Origin of the sequence: Paenactinomyces guangxiensis (assembly GCF_016055185.1) — a bacterium.
GTDB classification, from domain to species: Bacteria; Bacillota; Bacilli; order Thermoactinomycetales; family Thermoactinomycetaceae; genus Paenactinomyces; species Paenactinomyces guangxiensis.
In genome coordinates this window covers 40592-60036 of sequence record NZ_JAECVR010000018.1, presented here as the reverse complement: position 1 = coordinate 60036, position 19445 = coordinate 40592, and the positions used below count along the sequence as shown (strand labels likewise).

Genomic DNA, 19445 nt, shown 5'->3' with positions numbered 1-19445 from the left:
CTCCTCCTCAAAGACGGGTAACACCGGGAAGTAAATCACAAATGGCACTAATGGTTGAAGTGACCGCTTGCCAAGCGGTTAATGATGGCTGCATATTTTTTAAATGATTGTTCAATTTTTCCAGCACTGAATGGTTTGGGGCTGATTGATCCAGCTCGCGGTGAAGCTGCCCTGTAATCTGTTCAAGTTCTTCTCTTAAAGATGGTTGTAAATCAGCTGCCTGTTTCAGCGTCTCTCTCAGCTGATCCAATAAAGATTGAATAGCTGCCTGGTTTATCCCATCATTATTACCACGATGAATATATAATGTTTCACCAATATTAACCTCTTTGTTTTTTTGCAGAGAGTTGTCGCCAAAATGAAACTTTGCACTCCCGCTCATTCTGTTCATTCCTTTCAAGAAAATAATATTAAACTGAATACTAATCAGATTTTGCCTTCTGTCAGCAGGCACTGTGAGAAAAACCAGCAATCTCCGCAGAGCGAGAACGAAGGAACATCCTTCTCTTTTTCTCAGTCCCTGGCTGAATTGGAGCTAACCGGCTCGTAACTTACCGCTCTCTCTAACTTCGATTCCACTGCTCTCCTGCTGCCATTCCAAGCGGTATTCATGTGGGGCTTCTGTAGTCGTAACACGATGGCTTGATTACTTTTCTTTATTATATCAGCGATTATACAAATATGGATAACGAAATAGAAAAGAGCACAACGAACATGGGAGAACATTACAAAACGCCCGTTAAAACGTCAACAGTCTGAAGACCTGACCTCCTGGTCCGGGCTTCAGACTGCCGCTTTACCTTCAGTAAAATTAATCCAGGTCGATTTCCCGGACCCGTTTTCGATCCCGGCAGATTTCCACATGTTCACGGAGAACATCCATCAGTTCATCCGCACCGGAGATCGCCTCCAAAACAATGGTGGGGGCGCTATGGTCCGAAGTCACGAGACGAATATTCCCTTTGTTAAACATCCGGTAGATAAAGGGCCATTCCACACTCATATCCTTCACCCGGTATAGTTCCACCTCTTCCGTCCGTTTGGACAAGATCCCTTCTCTAATTCGGAGCCGTTCGGTTGTCAGCTGATAGCGGGTTGCCTTTAGTTTGATTGCTGTCCAGATTGCGATAAAGATGGGTACAATCAACCAGCAGAATAACAGACACAGCAAATAAGTTCCCAGTTTGGCCACATGAGAGGCGGTTCCTTCCCATAGCATTTCTTCCTGCACTTCCTGCATGCCACCCGGTCTCCTCTCTAAAGTGCTTCCTTGCTTTTACTGTATCTTTTCCCATGGAAATGGCAAAGAAAACCTGTCCGCGAAAAGTGACAGACTGGTATATAGATGAAGCAACGATTCTGATATGACATCCAGATCAAGTAATACTCAAGCCGTCATTCTTCGTCTGTAAATGTATGAGCTGAGCTTATACCTGTTCTGCGTGATGATTTAACTTCTTTTGCAGTTGAGAGGCTGCAAATAACGCTTCCTTATCTTGAAAAATTTCGCCGGGTTTATTTCCGTTTCCAAGAATATATCCTGCAAAAGGAATTCCGATAAAATCAAAGATATATTCAAACTGCCGGATCAGTGGCAGTCCTTTCAAGTATGGCTCATCTCCACCCACCGTGATCACATATGCCTGTTTGGCAGACATTCTTGCTTTAAAATCTGGATATTTCGGGTCCCTCAATGTCTGTGACCAGCGATCAATAAAGTTTTTCATTATCCCCGACATGCTATACCAGTAAATAGGAGTAGAAAATACAAGAATATCATGTCGCAAAACCCGATCAATGATTAAATTGTAATCATCATTTATCTCCTGAAATCCATCCCGGGTATGACGCTGATCTTTAACAGGCTGAATTTGATAATCCTTTAGATATATTCTTTCCACGTCCAGCCCCTGAACTGCCTGCTCAGTTAGAATCTCTGTATTTCCGTTTTGGCGGGTTCCTCCGTAAATAACTGCAATGGTCATCATTATTCGCTCCTTTATTTAGTACTTTTAAACTTCTCCTTTGTTATTCATATCTTATAATGACTTCATCAATCAATACAGATTATTTCGATTGTAACAATCGGAAATGTCGATTTAATAAAGGTGAAGAAATTGGAGATAAAACAACTGATTACCTTTAAAACCGCTGCAGAAAATTTAAACTTTACCCGGACTGCCAAGATGTTGAATTTTACTCAATCAAGTGTAACTGCCCAAATAAAAGCACTTGAAGACTTGGGACACCATTGTTTGAACGTCTGGGTAAACATTTAATTTTAACAGAAGCCAGGCACCAGTTTAAATTATATGCCGATAAAATGGCCATGCGCCTGAGTAAAAATCAGATGCTTTACCGGCTGGACGAATGGCTTATGTATTCATTTTGCAGAATGCCCATGTGAATGATGTCATGCCAGGCTCCTTCCCGAATGATACTCTGTGCAGGTTTATTTCGAGAAAGGCGTATCGAGCGTCTGTAAAATATACACATGTGTCTTTTTAGGATTAACGGTGCTTATAAACAATACCCGCTTCGTTTTCAATTTGTTAAGAAGATGATTAGAAGACCCTGATGCGTCCCATAAAATAAGAAATGTATTATAAAAAAACTCCTGGTGATCAAGCGAACAGTTGCGTCTTGATCACCAGGAGTTTTTTATAAAGAAATATTAAGCACTGGCACTTTTAAATAGATTTAACATAATAACACCAGCAATAATAAATATAAGCCCGATGATCTGAGGCAAATGGATTGTCTCTTTCCAAAACAGAACGCCGATCACAGCGGTCAGAGCTGTTCCGAGTCCGGCCCACATCGCATAAGTCATGCCCAGAGGCAAATATTTCAGAGTAAGTGAAAGGAAATAAAAGGCCACCCCATAACCCCCGATTACCAGGATACTGGGAATGATTTTTGAAAATCCTTCCGCTGCTTTCAGTGATACTGTCCCCAGCAGTTCCCCGGCAATCGCGACAAGCAGATAAATATATCCCTTCATTCTCCCTCACCTTTTGACAGTTGATTTAACTTCTCTACGATTTGTTGTAACTGCTCCGGCCCCGGAGGAGCTGTATTTGTCAGCTTGGCGTACCATATTCCGTCTGCTGCAAAACGGATGATCGAGGCGACAACGGGATTTAAGCCATCATCTTCAATTCGTTCCTGCCAGGCTGCAAAATAAGCTTGAATCGGCTTCAGCCACTCAGGATTTGTAGCAATTGCTGTCAGGATTCCCTTATTCATCACATTGCATTTTTCGATATCCTTTATTGTCGCTCGCAGAAAAGCGTGGGTGAATTTGCCTGGGGCATCAGATTCTTTTTCTAATTCCCGGTTTAAGATCCTCTCAAATTGGGACAGCTCATGCTGAATCAAGCCTTGAACCAGATCATCCTTACTGGGAAAATGATAAAGCTATCCTCCTTTGCTCACATTTGCTTTGTCAGCAACAGCTTCTAATGTGAGCTGAGTGATTCCCTTGTTTTGTATTAACCTGGAAGCAGCTGATAAAATGGCTTCCCGGGTTTTGCTCGAAGTGCGCGGTGACATGAGATTTCCCCCATTCCATACATTGAGCATACCGTCCGGACGATATATATTCAAGAGAGAATTAAATCATTTGTTAATTTGATATCATACTTTTTCCATCTCGAACGATCACATGCCCGGTGGAACAATTGAACCATATTCTATTGAAATGCTATATTCTGAGCAACAAGTCATAAACACGCAGTCACAACAAAAAGGGAGGGGGGGAAATATTGTTCAGAAAGATTTTGCTCCAGGTTTCATCTGCCGTTCTTACTTGCCCTCCAGTTTATAGCCACAACACCCCAAACATTTTAATGTACTTAGGTTGTTTCGGGTTTTCCTCAATTTTTTCTAGTTTTCGAATGTGCACCATTACCGTATTCTCAGAACCAAAAAAAAGCTCTTTGCCAGTGGAAGGCAAGAAATGATGTAGTCTGCTTTTTGAATTCCATACATGCCCAATTGCTCATGAAGATGAAAGGCATTAATAATCAGATTTTTTGTTGCATCGAAGATATGGTTCGGCGTTTTGCAGAAACGCCATCACGTGCTGGTAAACCGAAAAAATTCAGTGATACACAAATCCTTAAATGTCTTATTTACCAAGCCTATTATCGTATTCACAGCTTTCGGGAGTTGGAATGGAAATTAAACCAAGACCACTGGACTCGACGTTGTATAGGTCTTGATGAAGTCCCAGACCATTCTACTTTTTGTCGTCGTGCCAAACAAATCGAACAAGGGCTTTATGCACCTTTATATGAAGAGTTACTGTTTGAACTAGAGCCTAAAACGAGAGTTTGTTATTGGGATTCCACCGCTTTACGGGCATCTCGATATGATCGAGATGCTGAAAAGGGTAAAGGAACTCGTTTAGGTTGGTTTTATGGTTACAAACTACACGCCATTGTATCTGAAGATTTAATTCCCCTCGTATGGGATATTACACCTGCCAATTTATACGATAATCAGTGTACTCACCTCATCTATCACGTATCTCAGTATCCTGTTTTTATGCCGCTGGCAGATGCCGCTTACGATGACCATAAGCTTTTTTCAGCCTGTAATCAGGCTGATATCCACCTAGTCACACCAGTAAACAAAAGAAATGCTTCTTGTCCAGCTGCTTTTCAAAGTGAACACCGTCAACAAAACTGGCGTTTTGTCACAGAGGGTTTAGGAAAGAAATTTCTCTCACAAAGGAGTCGAATGGAACAGCTGTTTTCTACTCTTAAAACCCTTTATGGACTGGAACAGCCCAGACGTATCTACAGATACTACAGGCATACTTTGTGGGTAATTTTGTTATATTTACTCGATCGCTTAATAAATAAAAGGTTAGGTTTTAACACTTCAAAAGCGCCTTGGAACCGTTAGGTTCTAGGTTTTTACCTTAGTTATGCAACAAGGTCTTCATATGAATTCCTCTTTTCAATTACTGCGGCTAGAGGAGCAGGCGCTCCCCTGGTCTTACTGTACTCTGATCTCTTTAATGCCTGCTCCCTGCTTCATCCCAGTAGCATGCTCCAGGCCTTTGGTCACCTGGCCAAAAACGGTATGTACTCCGTCGAGATGGGGTTGGGGTTCATGGACAATAAAGAACTGGCAGCTTCCTGTGTCTTTGCCTGCATGAGCCATAGAGATCGCCCCGGCTGTATGCTTATGAGGGTTTCCCTCTGTCTCACACGGAATGGTATATCCTGCTGAACCTGTGCCTGTTCCGTACGGACAACCGCCCTGAGATACAAATCCCTTAATCACTCTGTGAAAGTTTAAGCCATCATAAAAACCCTCATTGGCCAATTTCTCAAAGTTGTTCACGGTGATTGGAGCCTCATTGGGAAAAAGCTCAAATTCAATTTTGTTGCCATCCTCCAGCAGTATGTATCCTGTTTTCATCAGTTATATCCCCTTTCTCAGTTATATTAACACAGATAAAAGTACAATTAAAAAAGAGGAGCAATCGGGTCAGCCCCTCTGTTAAATGGTGCAGCGTTTTCACTTGGACTTATCTTTTTCATGCGGCGTTGGGATTTTCCTCAATGTGACTGTCAAAATCTGTTTAAACTGTGCTTTTCAGTTGACATTGAAAAATCTTCGCGACTCCTTCGGCAATACAATCGGCATATCTATCAAGAAACTCTGAATCAGAGAGTAAATGGTTTTCTTTGGTATGTGTAATATATAAAGAGGCCAATGTAATAGCGGGCATTTCCACCAGACGCAACTCTTTAAGATGACCTGTAAATGATTCCGTATCATTTTTTTTGCCTAAGTCACAAACGCCGTATTTTCGCAGAAAACAAACGATTTGATTGTGCAGCCAGCACTGTATTCTTCTCGCCTTGGAGCCGGCACAGACACTCACATAAGAGGCAAACCCCGAAGCAGTTGAATCTGAAGAGGCATTGGTATGAATGCTTAAGAACAGATCCGCTTTCTGCTGATTCGCCCAGCCACTCCTCTCTTCCGCTGTTGTATCCATATCGATGGAACGTGTCATGGTCACGGAGATCCCCTCATAATTTTGCAACTTTCGCCCGATGCGAAAAGCAAGGTCCAGACAAACATCTTTTTCGGTGAGGAAAAATCCGACCGACCCGTAATCTGATCCGCCATGCCCCGGATCCAGACAAACTAGCACACTCATTTCACCTCACACCTCAACCAATTCCACTCCCATATTTTAAGTCATTTGTGTTTTGTCAACTCTTTTCATTACTCAATTTTCCCAACTTCCACTATACCAAAACTGAAAACCAAGCCCAAATAAAATTTTATGGGCAGCAATTGTGAAATTCTGCACCGAATCTGCGCCTGATCAGAAAGATAAACATACGGTTGCATGGAATTTTATTTTCGATCCTTCGCTAAAAATTCCTTTATATATGGGCACTGGAATTATTTGTTGGCCAAGCGGACAGAGGCAGAATAAAAAAACCCCGTCAAGGGGTTGTTGGACTTTAAACAAAAGCTCATTTGTTTCACAGGACAACGAACAAAGGCACCTTTATCTTTATTTTTCTTGCTGTTAATATTCAATCTTCCTGCCTGAATCCATCCATGCCTGAAAAGGTGTGAACTCATCGGGTAAGGTAAACTTTTTCATGGCTATTGTGCGTTGTTCAAGCGGCAGTGCCAGCTCTTGATAGATAAACACATCATCAAAATTGGCTTTGGCAGCATCCTCTTTGGTGCAGGCAAAATAAACCTCTTCGGGTCTGGCCCAATAAATGGCCCCGATGCACATGGGACAGGGCTCACAACTGCTGTAGATTGTGCACCCTTCCAGCTGGAAGCTGCCAAGATGTCTGCAAGCCTCCCGAATGGCCTGCACTTCGGCATGTGCGGTCGGATCATTGTTCAAAGTGACTCTGTTTTGTCCGGAGCCAATCACCTTTCCATCCTTGACGACAATGGCACCAAACGGCCCGCCCAGACCTTTTTGTACGTTTTCCCGGGCAAGACGGACAGCTGTTTGCAAAAAATGTTCATGATTCATTTCCCATGTCACTCCCAAAAGTTTTCCCTGCTTCCATTATCAGCATTCCCATTTCTTCGGGATCAGTCAGCACTTCTTCTCCAGGCATCAGTCGACAGGCTCCTGTAAACTGTATTCGATATAGTCATGAGATGCACAAATTCTTCTGGTTTCTTCCACAGATGTGCCTTTATCAGGAGCGTTTTTCCTATATAGCGGAAGTAAAAAACCACTGTCCATTGGGGATTATTGGTAAGCAAAGCGAAAAGTGTCCACATCCGGTCCCTGTTACGGCAAAGAAACCACCTCTGCTTTGAGATGGTTTCTGCCAGAGATTCCTGATAAACCTATCGTCCTTGAAAAGAGGGGGGACGTTTGGAAAAGAAAGCAGTAACTCCTTCAATGGCATCTTCTGTGCGAATGACTTTCAGCATATTCTCCCGCTCAATCTCCAATCCTTGACACAAGCTTTGCTCTGTTCCCCTTGTGGCAGCATCAAGAATTCCCTTTATGGCGACCGGGGGACCGGCAGCTAATTGTTCCGCCCATTGAATAGCTGCATCACGAACCTGCTTTTGCGGAACCACACGATTGACAAGCCCAATCTCGAAAGCGGTTTGAGCAGAGATTGGCCGGCCGCTCAGCATTAAATCCAATGACCGCCTGCGGCCGATGATCCGGGGGAGCCGTTGTGTTCCCCCGTAGCCCGGTATAATCCCTAACCGGATTTCCGGTAATGCAAATTCGGCTGTATCAGCGGCGATTGCCAGATGACATGCCATTTGCAACTCATTTCCGCCACCCAGCGCTTTTCCGTTTACACAGGCAATCACAGGCTTGGGAAAGCTTTCAATCCGGTTAAATAAATCGTGGACCCGGCGAAGGGCTTTCTCGGCCGTTTCCTGATCCGCCATTTCAGCAAATTCCGAAATATCCGCACCGGCAGAGAACATTTTTTCCCCGTCACCAGTGATAATCAGGGAGCCGATGGAGTCATTTTCTTCCGTCTCGTCCAGGACCGTTTCCAATTCGTACAATGTATCCCGGCTTAAGGTATTTAGCGGAGGCCGATGAATGGTAATGATCACCACTCTACCCCGGATTTGGACCTGACAATGCTTTTCTTTCATCCAATCACCTCCCGCTCCACAATAACTGCCAGCGCCATCCCAAACCCGATACACATCGTTGCCAGACCATACCGTCCTTTCCGGCGTTCCAGTTCATTGACCAGTGCAGCTGTGATCCGGGCACCGCTTGCCCCGAGGGGGTGGCCTAATGCAATCGCACCGCCGTTCGGATTCACTTTTTCCGGATCAGGCCCGATTTCCCGTTCCCAGGCAAGCACCACTGAAGCAAACGCCTCATTCACTTCAAATACATCGATATCATGGAGTGACAAACGGGCACGTTGCAGTACTTTTTGTGTGGCCGGAATAATACCGGTCAACATGATTTCGGGATCTACTCCGGCGAGAGCTGTAGCGACAATCCGGGCACGGGGTCTCATCCCGAGTGATTCAGCCTTTTTCCGGGAAGCCAGCAGAACAGCGGCTGAGCCGTCACTGATTTGGCTTGAATTTCCGGCTGTTACCCGACCATCCGGGCGAAAAGAAGGAGCCAGTCTGGCCAGTGCCTCCTGATTGGTATCCGGCCTTGGTGTCTCATCTGCTTCCAGCCAAACCTTTTCGCCATCCGCGGTTTGTCCCTCAATCGGTATGATCTCATTATTGAACCGGCCTTCTTTTTGCGCTTGAATGGCTTTTTCATGGCTTCGCAGTGAAAATTGATCCAGTGCTTCCCTGGAAAGGTTCCATTTTTCCGCGATGATTTCCGCCGAAAGCCCCTGTGGAATGATGGTATGTTGTTCCAACAGCTTGTTGCTAAAAGCACCTCCATCGCTTCCCATCGGAACCCGGTTCATACTTTCCACACCAGCGGCAATCACACAATCTGCCATACCCGCCATAATCGCGTGTGCTCCCTGGACCAGTGTCTCCAGGCTGGATGCACACATCCGATTCACGCTAACGCCGCATACTTCTACGGGAAATCCGGCAATCAACCCTGCCAGGCGCCCAATATTAAAACCTTGTTCTCCTGTCTGGGTCACACAACCCATCTTGATATCTTCCACTTCGGCAGGGTCCAGATGATTTCGTTTCACTAACTCCCGCAGGAGAAATGCCGCCATTTCATCGGAGCGGACTCCGGAAAGAGATCCTTTCTTGCGCCCGATCGGGGTACGGACTGCATCGATAATAACCGCATCCAGATCACGCATTCATCTCCATCCTTTCACGGTTAAAAGGTAAATAAATCAATCCCTCCGGCGACCGGGAGCCCGATGCCGGTAATGTAGTTTGCTTCCTCTGATGCGAGAAAAGCGATAGCATGGGCGATATCCTCCGGTTTCCCCGGTCTCTTGAATGCGGTTCGCTCAATCATTCGCTCGCGCATTTTGGGATTAGTCATTTGAAAAGCTTCGGTGTTGATGATCCCAGGTACAATGGCATTCACGGTGATATTGTATTTGGCTCCTTCCAGCGCCAGCGTTCGGGTCAGCCCCAGTATGCCGGCTTTGGTCGTTGCATAACTCGCCTGCCCGTAACCTCCCAGTGTTCCTGCGACTGATGCCATATTGATAATCCGGCCCCACTTCTGTTCCTTCATATAGGGCCAAACCGTTTTGCAACAGTTATAAGCACCTGTCAAATTCACATGGAGGTCACGCTCCCAGAAGTCATCATTCTGGTGCTCCAGTCTGGCGGTATGATCCAGGGTTGCTGCATTGTTGACAAGAATGTCAATTCGCCCGAACTTCTCCTTCACTTGTGCCATGACCGACTTCACTTCCTCCCGGTTGGTCACATCCATGCGAAAGGCGGCAGACCGACGCCCCAATGCCCGAATTTGCTCCGCTGTTGACCTGGTGTACACTGTTTTCGACTGGGCCATCATTTGAGCCATCGGACCCAATTTTTCCGTTGTTTCTTCCAGTTTCTCATCTTCTTCGATCAATATATCCGTGACGATTACATCTGCACCGGCTCTGGCTAAGATTAACGCGTCCGTCCTGCCTAATCCCCGGGACGTTCCGGTTACAACGGCAACTTTTCCTTCAAGCGGTTGATTCATGAACTTTTTCCTCCCCCGGGTTTTTGGATCGCTACACTCGCAGCCACCTGGCTTCCCGCAATCTCCGCTTCAGTGTAAGCATCTTCATAAGTGCGGTTGATTATTTCCCGGTATTTTTCCTCAACTTTATTCATTCTGACACTTAATTTCGGAGTTAACTCCCCGGTTTCAATTGACCATTCCTCCGCGAGAATCACTACTTTTTTCGGCCGTTCGTGGGGAGCGAAAGACTGCGTGAGTTTTTCCACTTCAAGGCGCACCAGATCTTGCACTCCGGCATGCCGGATAAGATCTGCTCGTGACTCGACGGAGATCCCTCGTTTCCAGGCCCAGCGGTTGAGATTTACAAAGTCCGGGACAACCAGAACAATCACGTATTTGCGCCCGTGGCCGACCAAAACAGCATGCTCAATGAAAACACTTTGGTTCATCGCATTTTCCACCGGTTGAGGAGCAACATTTTTCCCTGTGCCAAGAACCAAAATTCTCTTCTTTCTATCCACGATTTTGAGATATCCTTCCGGATCGATTTCGCCCAGGTCTCCCGTATGGAACCATCCATCGTTGAATTGGGCCGCTGTCGCTTCCTCGTTGTTGTAATATCCTTTCATCACGTTTGGCCCGCGGACAAGCACTTCTCCGTCAGAAGCAATGCAAACCTCCAGGTTGGGCAACGGTTTGCCTACAGTTCCAACTTTTGCGCGTGCCATCGGATTGACGGCAATCACTGGTGATGTTTCGGTCAATCCGTACCCCTCCAAAACAGGGACACCAATGGCCCAAAAGAAGCGGGCGATCTTCGGGTTGAGTGCCGCGCCGCCTGAAACCATTCCCCGAAGCCGCCCGCCAAGCCGCTCCCTCACTTTACGGCAAACCAATCGATCCGCCAGTTTCCATTGGTTAAGCAGCAGAGGGGGCCATTCACCCATCAGCAACCTGTCCATCGGCAGCTGGAGATAACAGTCATAGCGGTTAAGGCCAACTTGAACCGCCCAATCAAAGATTTTTCGACGCAGAGGCGTACCGGACCGAACCTCTTCCTGCACCCTCGCATAAACTTTCTCAAACAGGAGGGGTACACTGGTCATGACTGTTGGCTTGACTTCCAACAAATTTTCCTGGATTTTATCAATGCCTTCTGCATATGCAATCGTCGCCCCAACCGACAGGGGCAAGAACTGCCCCGCCATTCGCTCAAACACGTGAGACAGGGGCAGATATGAGAGGAGAACATCATCATGCCGTGCTTCAAGGAACCAAAATTGTACCCCCTCTATGTTGGATAAAAAGTTTCCATGGGTCAGCATCGCCCCCCTGGGTTCTCCGGTTGTTCCGGAAGTGTAGATAATCGTGGCCAGTTGGTCACGGTCCAGATCACCCCATATCTTTTCCCAGTTGTTCAGCGGACTCCCGGCACCGTATTGCACCAGCCCGGAAAAAGGCAGAACCTTTTCCTTTGCAAAAAAAGAAGTTTTCGGATACATAACCACAATGCGGCGGATATCCGCTTCCAGCCCACTGATCACTTTCTCCAGCTGTTCTTCATTTTGGACCACCGCTACCTGGCAATCGGCGTTTCGGAGAATATGAAGTGCCTGGCTGGCAGGAAGAGTAGGATAAATAGGGACACTAACTGCTCCCAGACTGCAAATGGCGAAATCAGTCACCGGCCACTTCACGTTATTTTCTGACAGGATCGCCACCCGATCTCCCCGGCTGACCCCAAGCCGGGCCAAACCCGAGGCAACATGCCGGACTTCATTCCAAAACTCCCGATAGGTAAGGGTTTGGTAACTCCCCTCTGACTTCCACATGAATGCCGCTTTGTCAGGATAACGCTTAACTGAACGCCGCAGCATATCCAACAAATTTTTTGCCATCATCAGAGACCTCCCGAACAGAAGAGTGGTTGCTCCTTACGGCATCTCAAATTGTTGGTGAGTCAGGTGTCCCGATCCGTTCTTCAATTATTAGAGATATTGTTTTACATCATATTGCCGCAATATGTTTTCTAACTTCATCGCCAGCCCGATATTTCCTTTAATCTTTAACTTACCGGACATAAAGGCGGCGGTTCCGCTTATATTTCCCAGGAGCATTTCTTTGAAATCATTCACCGATATTTGCAGTGTACAATCAGCCTCGGCCGGAGAGCCCTTTTCAACCTTCGCCTGCCCCCCGGACAAATGAAGCTGATACGTTGCCCCATCGTCTCCGGACAAGTCATATTGATAAATCACATTCATGCCTTCTACCGGTTTGGCATTCTCATTCAGGGCCTGCTCGATTTTTTGAAAAATTTCCTCTGTACTGTAATTTTCCATCATTTTACATTCCTCTCTTCAAAAATTTCCCAGTAATCAGAAACTTGTGGCTATCACTTTTTTCTGAATTTGTGTCGTCCCCTCGTAAATCGACAATATTTTGGCATCCCGCATCCATTTTTCCACCGGGTAATCCCGCATGTATCCGTATCCACCGAGGATCTGAACAGCATTTGTCGTCACTTCCATCGCCATCTCTGCTGCAAACGATTTGGCCATGCTGCCTTCAACAGCACACGATTCACCCCGGTCGGCTAAATCAGCTGCCCGCCAGGTTAGCAGCCGTGCAGCATCAATTTTTGTTTTCATATCGGCCAACATAAAGGAAATCGCCTGATTTTTGATGATCGGACGGCCGAACTGAACCCGTTGTCTGGCATAGTTCAACGCATATTCATAGGCTGCCCGGGCCACCCCCACAGCAGCAGCAGCCACCGCCGGACGCGAGTATTCCAGCATTTTCATCGCACCGAAAAAAGCCATATTTTCTTCACCCAGCAAGTTTTCATGAGGAACCCGCACATCCTCAAAAATGACATCACCGGTATGTGAAGCACGAATGCCCATTTTCCGTTCTTTCTTTCCTGCCGAGAGCCCCGGTGTATCCCCGGGAACAATAAAAGCGGAAACACCCTGGTATCCCCCGTCCGGATCAGTTCTGGCAAATACCACATACAGATCAGCAATCCCGCCGTTGGTAATAAAACATTTGCGGCCATTGATCACCCAATCATCTCCATCCCGGACCGCCCTGGTTTGGATCGCTTTCACATCAGACCCTGCCCCCGGTTCCGTCAGTGCCATGGCTCCCAGACGGGGATGGTTCGGGTCGCACAGGAAGGAAATCCATTTTCGCTTCTGTTCTTCCGAACCCATATAATAAACAGGCAGCCCGGCCAGACCAGCCACAGAAAGGGAAGTGGCGATTCCGGCACATCCCCAGAATAACTCTTCACCGATTAAACAGGCGGCCATTACACTTGTCAGTCCCCCTCCTCCGTACTCCTCGGGGGCAGCATAACTGATCAGTCCCACCTTTGCCGCTTTGCGGAGGATTTCCATCGGGAATTCTTCCCGTTCGTCATATTCAGCGGCTATCGGACGGATCTCCTTTTCCGCAAACCCATGGGCCCATTTGCGCAATTCTGTCTGCTCAGCTGAAAGCTGAAAACTGAGACCCAAAGTTATCTGCCTGTCTTGATTCAGCATATTCCCCTCCTTATGGATACCGATACGTACTGGTATTCAATAATTAAAGAAGGTCTAACGGCTGACTCTTTGCTCTCTCAACGATAAATTTACAAATGCACCAACCACAATCCGGTTAAGCAGACGGGCAAGCTGATCAAGGTGAACATTTTCGCCGGATTCAAAAATGTTCTGAATGACAACCTCGTTGATCGCCCCCACCATCGCCTGTGAAACAACCCGGACTTCCTCAGCGGAAAGCGATGTCAATATGACACTTTGAACCGTCCGGTCAATCAGATCTGCAAAGCGCCGGTGTGCCTCTCGCCGGACTTCTTCAACTGCCTGGCTTACACCGACAGATTCCATCAGCAACAATTTGGCAACCGTCGACCGTGTCACACATATTTCAATGTAGCGGTGAATTCCTGCATAGGCTTTATAACTTAATTTTTCTTCTGACTGAACTGCGATCTCCACTTCTTCGAGCATTTCTTCAGCGAGTTGCTTGCAGAGGCGGACAAGCAACTCCTCTTTACTGTGGAAATAGTGATAAAATGTGGTTTTCGACACACGGGCCTGCTCAACGATTTCAAGGATTGAGGTTTCTTTAAATCCTTTTGTTGTAAACAGATGGAGTGCCGCATAAAACATCTTATCCCGGGGCTCTGCCGGCATCTGCGTAGTAAACAGCAAATTTCATCATTCCATTTCAACGAGTACCAGTACGTATCGGTATTTTCTCTATCCTTATTTTAATATAACAGCTATGCAAGCTGCAACCTGTATCCTGAAATGTTGTAAAATAAAAAATCATGACAAACATACAAATAATTGTAGCCAAAAAGGCTTTTTCCATTATTATTTAGTACTCGTTCATCAGTTAAAAAAGACATTGTAAATATTCACATGATGAAGTTTTGGTAATTTGTTGGTAATATATAATTATATAAATCTGTTGAGAGCGATACCAACTATAAGTATTATTTGAAAACAAAAGGGTGAATTGCAATGATTAAAGATAAACGGATCAATAAAATTGAAGAGTATATTATAGAACACAAATCTGTCTCTTTAGATGAATTGATGAACGTGTTTAAGGTGTCTAAAAACACGATTCGGCGTGATGTTCGGAAACTCGTTGAAAATGGGCATTTTAAAAAGGTTTACGGTGGTGTAGCAGTAAACGATGACAAGCGTGCAAAATTATTAGAATCTTTCCATGACCGTCAAGTGCGTAATAAAAAAGAAAAGGAAATGATCGGGAAAGCAGCAGCAAATTATGTAAAGGACGGAGATATTATTTTTATCGATTCAGGAACAACCACAATTGAAATGATTGAATTTATCAATAAGAAACAGGTCACGGTTATCACCAATAATCTCGATTTTATCGTTCGTGCACTTCCTTTTGAAAATTTAAATGTGATTACAGCAGGAGGAATCCTTGAAAGAAAAACAAATTCATTCGGAAGCTTGAAATATATGGATATTATAAATGCCTATAATATTAATAAGGCATTTATGGCATCAACAGGAGTTTCCTTATCAAATGGTGTTACGAATGCTTCACCAATTGAAAGCGAATTAAAAGCTACTATTGTTAATAGAAGCTCTGAAGTATTTTTATTAGTAGACCATGATAAATTTGACAAATATGGGTTAATGACCTATTCTAAATTAGATAAAATGGATTACCTGGTTACTGATATGATGCCTAGTGAAGTCTACCAGAATTACGCGGAAAAGAACGGAATTCAGATTGTTATAGCTGAAAAGTAAAGGGATTAAGTCAAAAGGCCTTTCCTCATTATCACGAGAAAAGGCCGTTTATTTATACTTTTATTAACAGGGACCAACTTACCGTATAGGTAATCGAATCAATTTATAAATCATACTGTGATAATTTTTCAACTTTTACCGGCTGTCCAGTTTCTAGTGATTTTTTAGCAGCCATGGCAATTCTTTGCGCCATAATACCGTCTACGAAATTACACGGTACTTCAGTATCATTCTCGATTGCATCAAAGAATTCCTTTACTTCGCGAATATACGCATCCTTGTATCTCTCTAAGAAGAAGTGTAATGGATTATCTTCCTTCACACCTTCTCTAGATAAAACTTCCACTCTTGATTCTGTTTCATTGTTTACGTTAACAGAACCATTTGATCCAAATGCTTCAAGACGTTGATCATAGCCATAGACAGCCTGACGGCTGTTGTCAATAACACCGATTGCCCCATTTGCAAATTTTAAAGAAATAATTGCTGTATCAATATCACCTAAATCAGCAATTTTCGGATTAACCAGTGCAGTTCCAAGAACATACACTTCTTCTACTTCAGAGCCCGTGATAAAACGTGCCATATCAAAGTCATGAATGGACATGTCAACAAAGATGCCTCCAGAACGTGATACATAGTCTAATGAGGGGGGGGGCAGGATCTCTAGAAGTTATTTTTAAAATATGCAAAACACCAATTTCTTTCTTTTCCACTAAACTTCTTACTTTACTAAAGTTGCGGTCATATCTTCGATTGAAACCAATTTGGAATTTTACACCTGTCTTTTTCACCACTTCATAAGCTTCCAATGTTTCTTCATCTGAAAAACTAATTGGCTTTTCACAGAAGATGTGCTTTCCGCTGTTAGCTGCTTCTTTAATAATACTTGTATGTGTATCAGTTGGAGAACAAATAAAGATTGCATCAATTTCCGGATCATTGATAATATCTTGGTAATCTTTGGTTATGTTTTCAACACCAGAAGATTGAAACCACTCATCTAATTGATCTGCAAATACATCAGCAACTGTTTTAAGACGTACATTTTTCATACTTTTCATGTTATCAATATGTAATTTGCCAATTCTACCAGCACCAATAACACCCACTACGATTTTTGAATCCGTCATATTCAAGGCTTCCTTTCATATTACCAAAATTATTTGTTTAATCTGCCACACCTAGTGGAGAGAAGAATACATACATACCAACCATTGCAATAATAACTAATGCAGCCACCCATTTTCTGTGCTTCCATGGTGTTAAATCAACTTTATTCATATTTTCTTGGAACTCATATGGAGTATCCAATGGTTTTACTTTTCCAATTAACCACATAACTAGAACATCTGCAGGGAACAAGAATCCTAATACATATAGATAATGGATGTCCGCTAAGACAATCTTAGACAATCCATAGATTACAATGTGGAAGACAAATGTTACTTTCGCTGCCAGCGGTGTTACACGTTTTGAATAAAAGCCTAGTAAAACAACCGCTAATAATGGCATGCTGTATACTCCATTAAATTCTTGTACAACAGCATATAGTCCAGCTGGTGCGAATGAAATGAATGGCGCTATTAGAACTGAAATTAAACCAACTGCAATTGTAATGAATTTCCCTGCTCTTGCTACCTGCTTATCTGTTGCATTCTTTTTAATAACCGGTTTGTAGAAATCTAGAGTAAACAATGTAGCTGTTGCATTCAATGCCCCTACAAATGAACTTAAGATGGCACCAAAAATAATTGCAGCGAAAATTCCATATGCCCACTCTGGCAATACAGCCGTAACTAAAGTTGGATACGCATTATCTGGTGTTGCAAGTGTATCACCAAACATATTAAAGGCAATAATTCCCGGGAATACTAAGAACAAGGCCCCAAAGATTTTAAAGAATCCAACATATAATGCTCCTTTTTGTCCTTCTTGAAGACTTTTTCCGGCCAATGTTTTTTGAACAATCATCTGGTTTGTACACCAGAAGAAGAGGTTATTGAATAACATACCCATAAATAAAGTTGGCCAAGGAACAATTTTTGAGTCGACTTCACCAATTGCATTTAATAAATGTGGTGTTTGATCTTTAACTGTTTCCATTCCATCAAAAAAGCTACCATCTCCTAGTATCGTCAAGCCTATAATAGGGATGGAAAGACCACCTACAAGTAAACCGACACCATAAATCGTGTCACTAAAAGCACTTAATGATAATCCACCAACTAACAAATATAGAAGACCAACCATACCAATCATTGCCGAAATAAGTGCAACTGCTACTAACGGGTCAATACCTAACGCTTCATCGGTGTGGAATATTTTATTAAAAACTAATGAACCTGAATATAAAACAACTGGTAAAAATGAAGTCATATAGGTAAAAATAAATAAAGCGGATACAATTCTTTTTGTTGTTGTATCATAACGTATTTCAATAAAATCAGATACTGTATTCACGCCGTATTTTAAATATTTAGGAAGGAAGACAAGTGCCAAAAGCACACAAGCAATCGCTGCGGTTACTTCCCACGCCATTACTTCCATACCGCCAACAAAACTTTGACCATTTTGTCCAACAATTTGTTCTGTTGACAAATTAGTCATAATAATCGAACCAGCAATCGTTATACCTGTTAAACTTCGCCCCCCGAGAAAAAAACCTTCCGAACTGGTATTATCCACCATTCTACTTCTTTTAAATGCATACAGCCAAATGACACCAATTATGACAATAAACATAATAATTATAAATAGACTCAAAGATTTACCCTCCCGCTGCAAGAAAAATCTTGCTTCTCTTATAAAAAATATTTATTGATAACGTCTAACTAAAATATAAAACTTAATCAATACTAATCTCATAATCTTAATTAAATAAGGATCGTTTAGCTTATCCCTATAAAATCAACAGGAATGTGTCGAAATATGCCATACGTGTCCCAATCAGGTTTTTTAGACCAACTGTTTTTGGGGCATTACTTGATCAATATACTTTCTTCCCTTTAAAGCGTATTCAAATGGATTTGCCTTAGCTGGATCTTGTTCTGCCTCAACAACAATCCAGCCCTCGTATCCGCTTTCAACAATCGCTTTCAAAATTGGGCCAAAATCAATCATACCGTCACCAGGAACCGTAAATACACCTTTTTTAACTCCTGATAGAAAACTATCTTGATTATCCTTAACCTCTTTTGCAACAGTCTCACGAATATCTTTAAAATGGATATGTTTGATACGTGAATGGTATTTGCGATAGATTTCGATTGGATCTTCACCTGAGAATACAAGATGACCTGTATCAAATAACAACGATACTTTATCAGGGGAAGTATTTTCCATTAACCGGTCAATTTCAGCAGTTGTTTGAACACCCGTTCCCATATGGGGATGGTAAACAATTTCCATTCCTTTTTCGTGAGCTAATTCCCCTAATGTCTCTAATCCTTGTGTTAATTTATCCCATTCAGAATCAGTGAATACTGGTTTTTCTTTAAATACCGGTGTATCCATTTGTCCTTGAACACTGTGTCCTTGCTCAGATACAACAATTACTTTTGCACCCATGGCATGCAAGAAATCACGATGTTCAATAAATGCTTGTTTTGTTTCTTCAAATGGTTTCGTTGTTAAAAATGAACTAAACCAGGCACTTGCCACTTGGAGATTCCTAAGTTCTAAATATTTCTTTAATGTTTCCGGGTCACGGGGATATTTATTTCCAATCTCTGTTCCTGTATAGCCGGCTAACGCCATTTCACTAATACATTGTTCAAATGTATTTTCCCGGCCTAATTCAGGCATATCATCATTTGTCCAAGCAATAGGAGCACAACCGAACTTAATTTTTGTTTCTGCTGTCATTGTGTATTCCCCCCTAAAAATAGATGAGTTGATTTTCGAATTTTTTGAATTAAGTTTATTTGATAAGTATCTTTTTAACTTTTCAGGAATTCATTGCGTTTGAATGATGGTACGATGGGATTCCTTTT

Annotated in this window: 20 protein-coding genes and 3 pseudogenes; 3 read left to right on the top strand and 20 right to left on the bottom strand. The window is 43.4% G+C overall.

Annotation, left to right across the window (positions count from 1 at the left end; all coding sequences use genetic code 11):
• Positions 1-7: 7 nt before the first annotated feature.
• The 3 genes from I8U27_RS15490 to I8U27_RS15480 form a co-directional block, all read right to left on the bottom strand.
• Positions 8-382, bottom strand: coding sequence for a hypothetical protein (locus tag I8U27_RS15490; protein WP_181753143.1), 375 nt, complete (start codon positions 380-382; stop codon positions 8-10).
• A 429-nt stretch (positions 383-811) separates the two neighbouring features.
• The gene (locus I8U27_RS15485; RefSeq protein ID WP_181753141.1) at positions 812-1240 is read right to left on the bottom strand and encodes a PH domain-containing protein; all 429 of its coding nucleotides are present in this window, start codon (positions 1238-1240) and stop codon (positions 812-814) included.
• Between the two features lie 187 nt (positions 1241-1427).
• Positions 1428-1985, bottom strand: coding sequence for a flavodoxin family protein (locus I8U27_RS15480; protein ID WP_181753139.1), 558 nt, complete (start codon positions 1983-1985; stop codon positions 1428-1430).
• 132 nt (positions 1986-2117) lie between these two features.
• Between I8U27_RS15480 and I8U27_RS15475 the strand changes: the two are divergent.
• Positions 2118-2371: pseudogene (locus I8U27_RS15475) on the top strand (LysR family transcriptional regulator); the annotation flags it as partial.
• A 303-nt stretch (positions 2372-2674) separates the two neighbouring features.
• Here I8U27_RS15475 and I8U27_RS15470 read toward each other — a convergent pair.
• From I8U27_RS15470 to I8U27_RS20730, 4 genes and pseudogenes are all read right to left on the bottom strand, one after another.
• Positions 2675-3004, bottom strand: a complete 330-nt coding sequence (locus I8U27_RS15470) for a DMT family transporter (RefSeq protein WP_181753137.1) — start codon at positions 3002-3004, stop codon at positions 2675-2677.
• Positions 3001-3381 (bottom strand): hypothetical protein, encoded by a 381-nt coding sequence (locus I8U27_RS15465; protein WP_181753135.1) that lies wholly within the window; start codon positions 3379-3381, stop codon positions 3001-3003. The genes I8U27_RS15470 and I8U27_RS15465 overlap by 4 nt, the downstream gene beginning before the upstream one ends.
• Positions 3382-3420: 39 nt before the next feature.
• The gene (locus I8U27_RS15460) at positions 3421-3555 is read right to left on the bottom strand and encodes a TetR/AcrR family transcriptional regulator (protein ID WP_181753133.1); all 135 of its coding nucleotides are present in this window, start codon (positions 3553-3555) and stop codon (positions 3421-3423) included.
• A 252-nt stretch (positions 3556-3807) separates the two neighbouring features.
• Positions 3808-3991 (bottom strand): annotated as a pseudogene (locus I8U27_RS20730) (winged helix-turn-helix domain-containing protein); the annotation flags it as partial.
• A 20-nt stretch (positions 3992-4011) separates the two neighbouring features.
• Here I8U27_RS20730 and I8U27_RS15455 point away from each other — a divergent pair.
• Positions 4012-4914 carry a transposase gene (locus I8U27_RS15455; RefSeq protein WP_181753130.1) on the top strand — a complete coding sequence of 301 codons (903 nt, stop codon included), beginning with the start codon at positions 4012-4014 and terminating at the stop codon, positions 4912-4914.
• A 93-nt stretch (positions 4915-5007) separates the two neighbouring features.
• Here the strand turns inward: I8U27_RS15455 and I8U27_RS15450 are convergent, their stop codons facing one another.
• The 10 genes from I8U27_RS15450 to I8U27_RS15405 form a co-directional block, all read right to left on the bottom strand.
• Complete coding sequence (locus I8U27_RS15450; protein WP_181753128.1) at positions 5008-5436, bottom strand: peptidylprolyl isomerase; 429 nt, start codon at positions 5434-5436, stop codon at positions 5008-5010.
• A gap of 163 nt (positions 5437-5599) precedes the next feature.
• Positions 5600-6187: an N-acetylmuramoyl-L-alanine amidase family protein gene (locus tag I8U27_RS15445; protein ID WP_181753126.1), complete on the bottom strand. Its 588-nt coding sequence runs from the start codon at positions 6185-6187 to the stop codon at positions 5600-5602.
• A gap of 381 nt (positions 6188-6568) precedes the next feature.
• On the bottom strand, positions 6569-7039 hold the full coding sequence (locus I8U27_RS15440) for a nucleoside deaminase (protein ID WP_181753124.1): 471 nt from the start codon (positions 7037-7039) through the stop codon (positions 6569-6571).
• 326 nt (positions 7040-7365) lie between these two features.
• The gene (locus I8U27_RS15435) at positions 7366-8148 is read right to left on the bottom strand and encodes an enoyl-CoA hydratase/isomerase family protein (protein WP_181753122.1); all 783 of its coding nucleotides are present in this window, start codon (positions 8146-8148) and stop codon (positions 7366-7368) included.
• Positions 8145-9302: a thiolase family protein gene (locus I8U27_RS15430; protein ID WP_181753120.1), complete on the bottom strand. Its 1158-nt coding sequence runs from the start codon at positions 9300-9302 to the stop codon at positions 8145-8147. Before I8U27_RS15430 ends, I8U27_RS15435 begins: the two co-directional genes overlap by 4 nt.
• 20 nt (positions 9303-9322) lie before the next feature.
• The gene (locus I8U27_RS15425; protein WP_181753118.1) at positions 9323-10156 is read right to left on the bottom strand and encodes an SDR family NAD(P)-dependent oxidoreductase; all 834 of its coding nucleotides are present in this window, start codon (positions 10154-10156) and stop codon (positions 9323-9325) included.
• Positions 10153-12036 carry an AMP-dependent synthetase/ligase gene (locus tag I8U27_RS15420; protein ID WP_232345549.1) on the bottom strand — a complete coding sequence of 628 codons (1884 nt, stop codon included), beginning with the start codon at positions 12034-12036 and terminating at the stop codon, positions 10153-10155. Before I8U27_RS15420 ends, I8U27_RS15425 begins: the two co-directional genes overlap by 4 nt.
• Positions 12037-12126: 90 nt before the next feature.
• A complete protein-coding gene (locus I8U27_RS15415) occupies positions 12127-12483 on the bottom strand; it encodes an SCP2 sterol-binding domain-containing protein (protein ID WP_181753116.1) in 357 nt (118 codons plus the stop codon).
• Positions 12484-12516: 33 nt separating this feature from the next.
• Complete coding sequence (locus I8U27_RS15410) at positions 12517-13689, bottom strand: acyl-CoA dehydrogenase family protein (protein ID WP_181753115.1); 1173 nt, start codon at positions 13687-13689, stop codon at positions 12517-12519.
• Between the two features lie 54 nt (positions 13690-13743).
• Positions 13744-14364 carry a TetR/AcrR family transcriptional regulator gene (locus I8U27_RS15405; RefSeq protein WP_181753112.1) on the bottom strand — a complete coding sequence of 207 codons (621 nt, stop codon included), beginning with the start codon at positions 14362-14364 and terminating at the stop codon, positions 13744-13746.
• Positions 14365-14679: 315 nt separating this feature from the next.
• On the opposite strand from I8U27_RS15405, the gene I8U27_RS15400 reads away from it, so the two are divergent.
• Entirely contained in the window at positions 14680-15450 is a 771-nt protein-coding gene (locus tag I8U27_RS15400) for a DeoR/GlpR family DNA-binding transcription regulator (RefSeq protein ID WP_181753110.1), read from the top strand.
• Between the two features lie 103 nt (positions 15451-15553).
• Here I8U27_RS15400 and iolG read toward each other — a convergent pair.
• The 3 genes and pseudogenes from iolG to iolE all read right to left on the bottom strand — a co-directional run bounded on the left by iolG (position 15554) and on the right by iolE (position 19317).
• Positions 15554-16583: pseudogene (gene iolG / locus I8U27_RS15395) on the bottom strand (inositol 2-dehydrogenase).
• 37 nt (positions 16584-16620) lie between these two features.
• Positions 16621-18216 (bottom strand): solute:sodium symporter family transporter, encoded by a 1596-nt coding sequence (locus I8U27_RS15390; RefSeq protein ID WP_181753108.1) that lies wholly within the window; start codon positions 18214-18216, stop codon positions 16621-16623.
• 192 nt (positions 18217-18408) lie between these two features.
• A complete protein-coding gene (gene iolE, locus I8U27_RS15385; protein ID WP_181753105.1) occupies positions 18409-19317 on the bottom strand; it encodes a myo-inosose-2 dehydratase in 909 nt (302 codons plus the stop codon).
• Positions 19318-19445 lie beyond the last annotated feature (128 nt).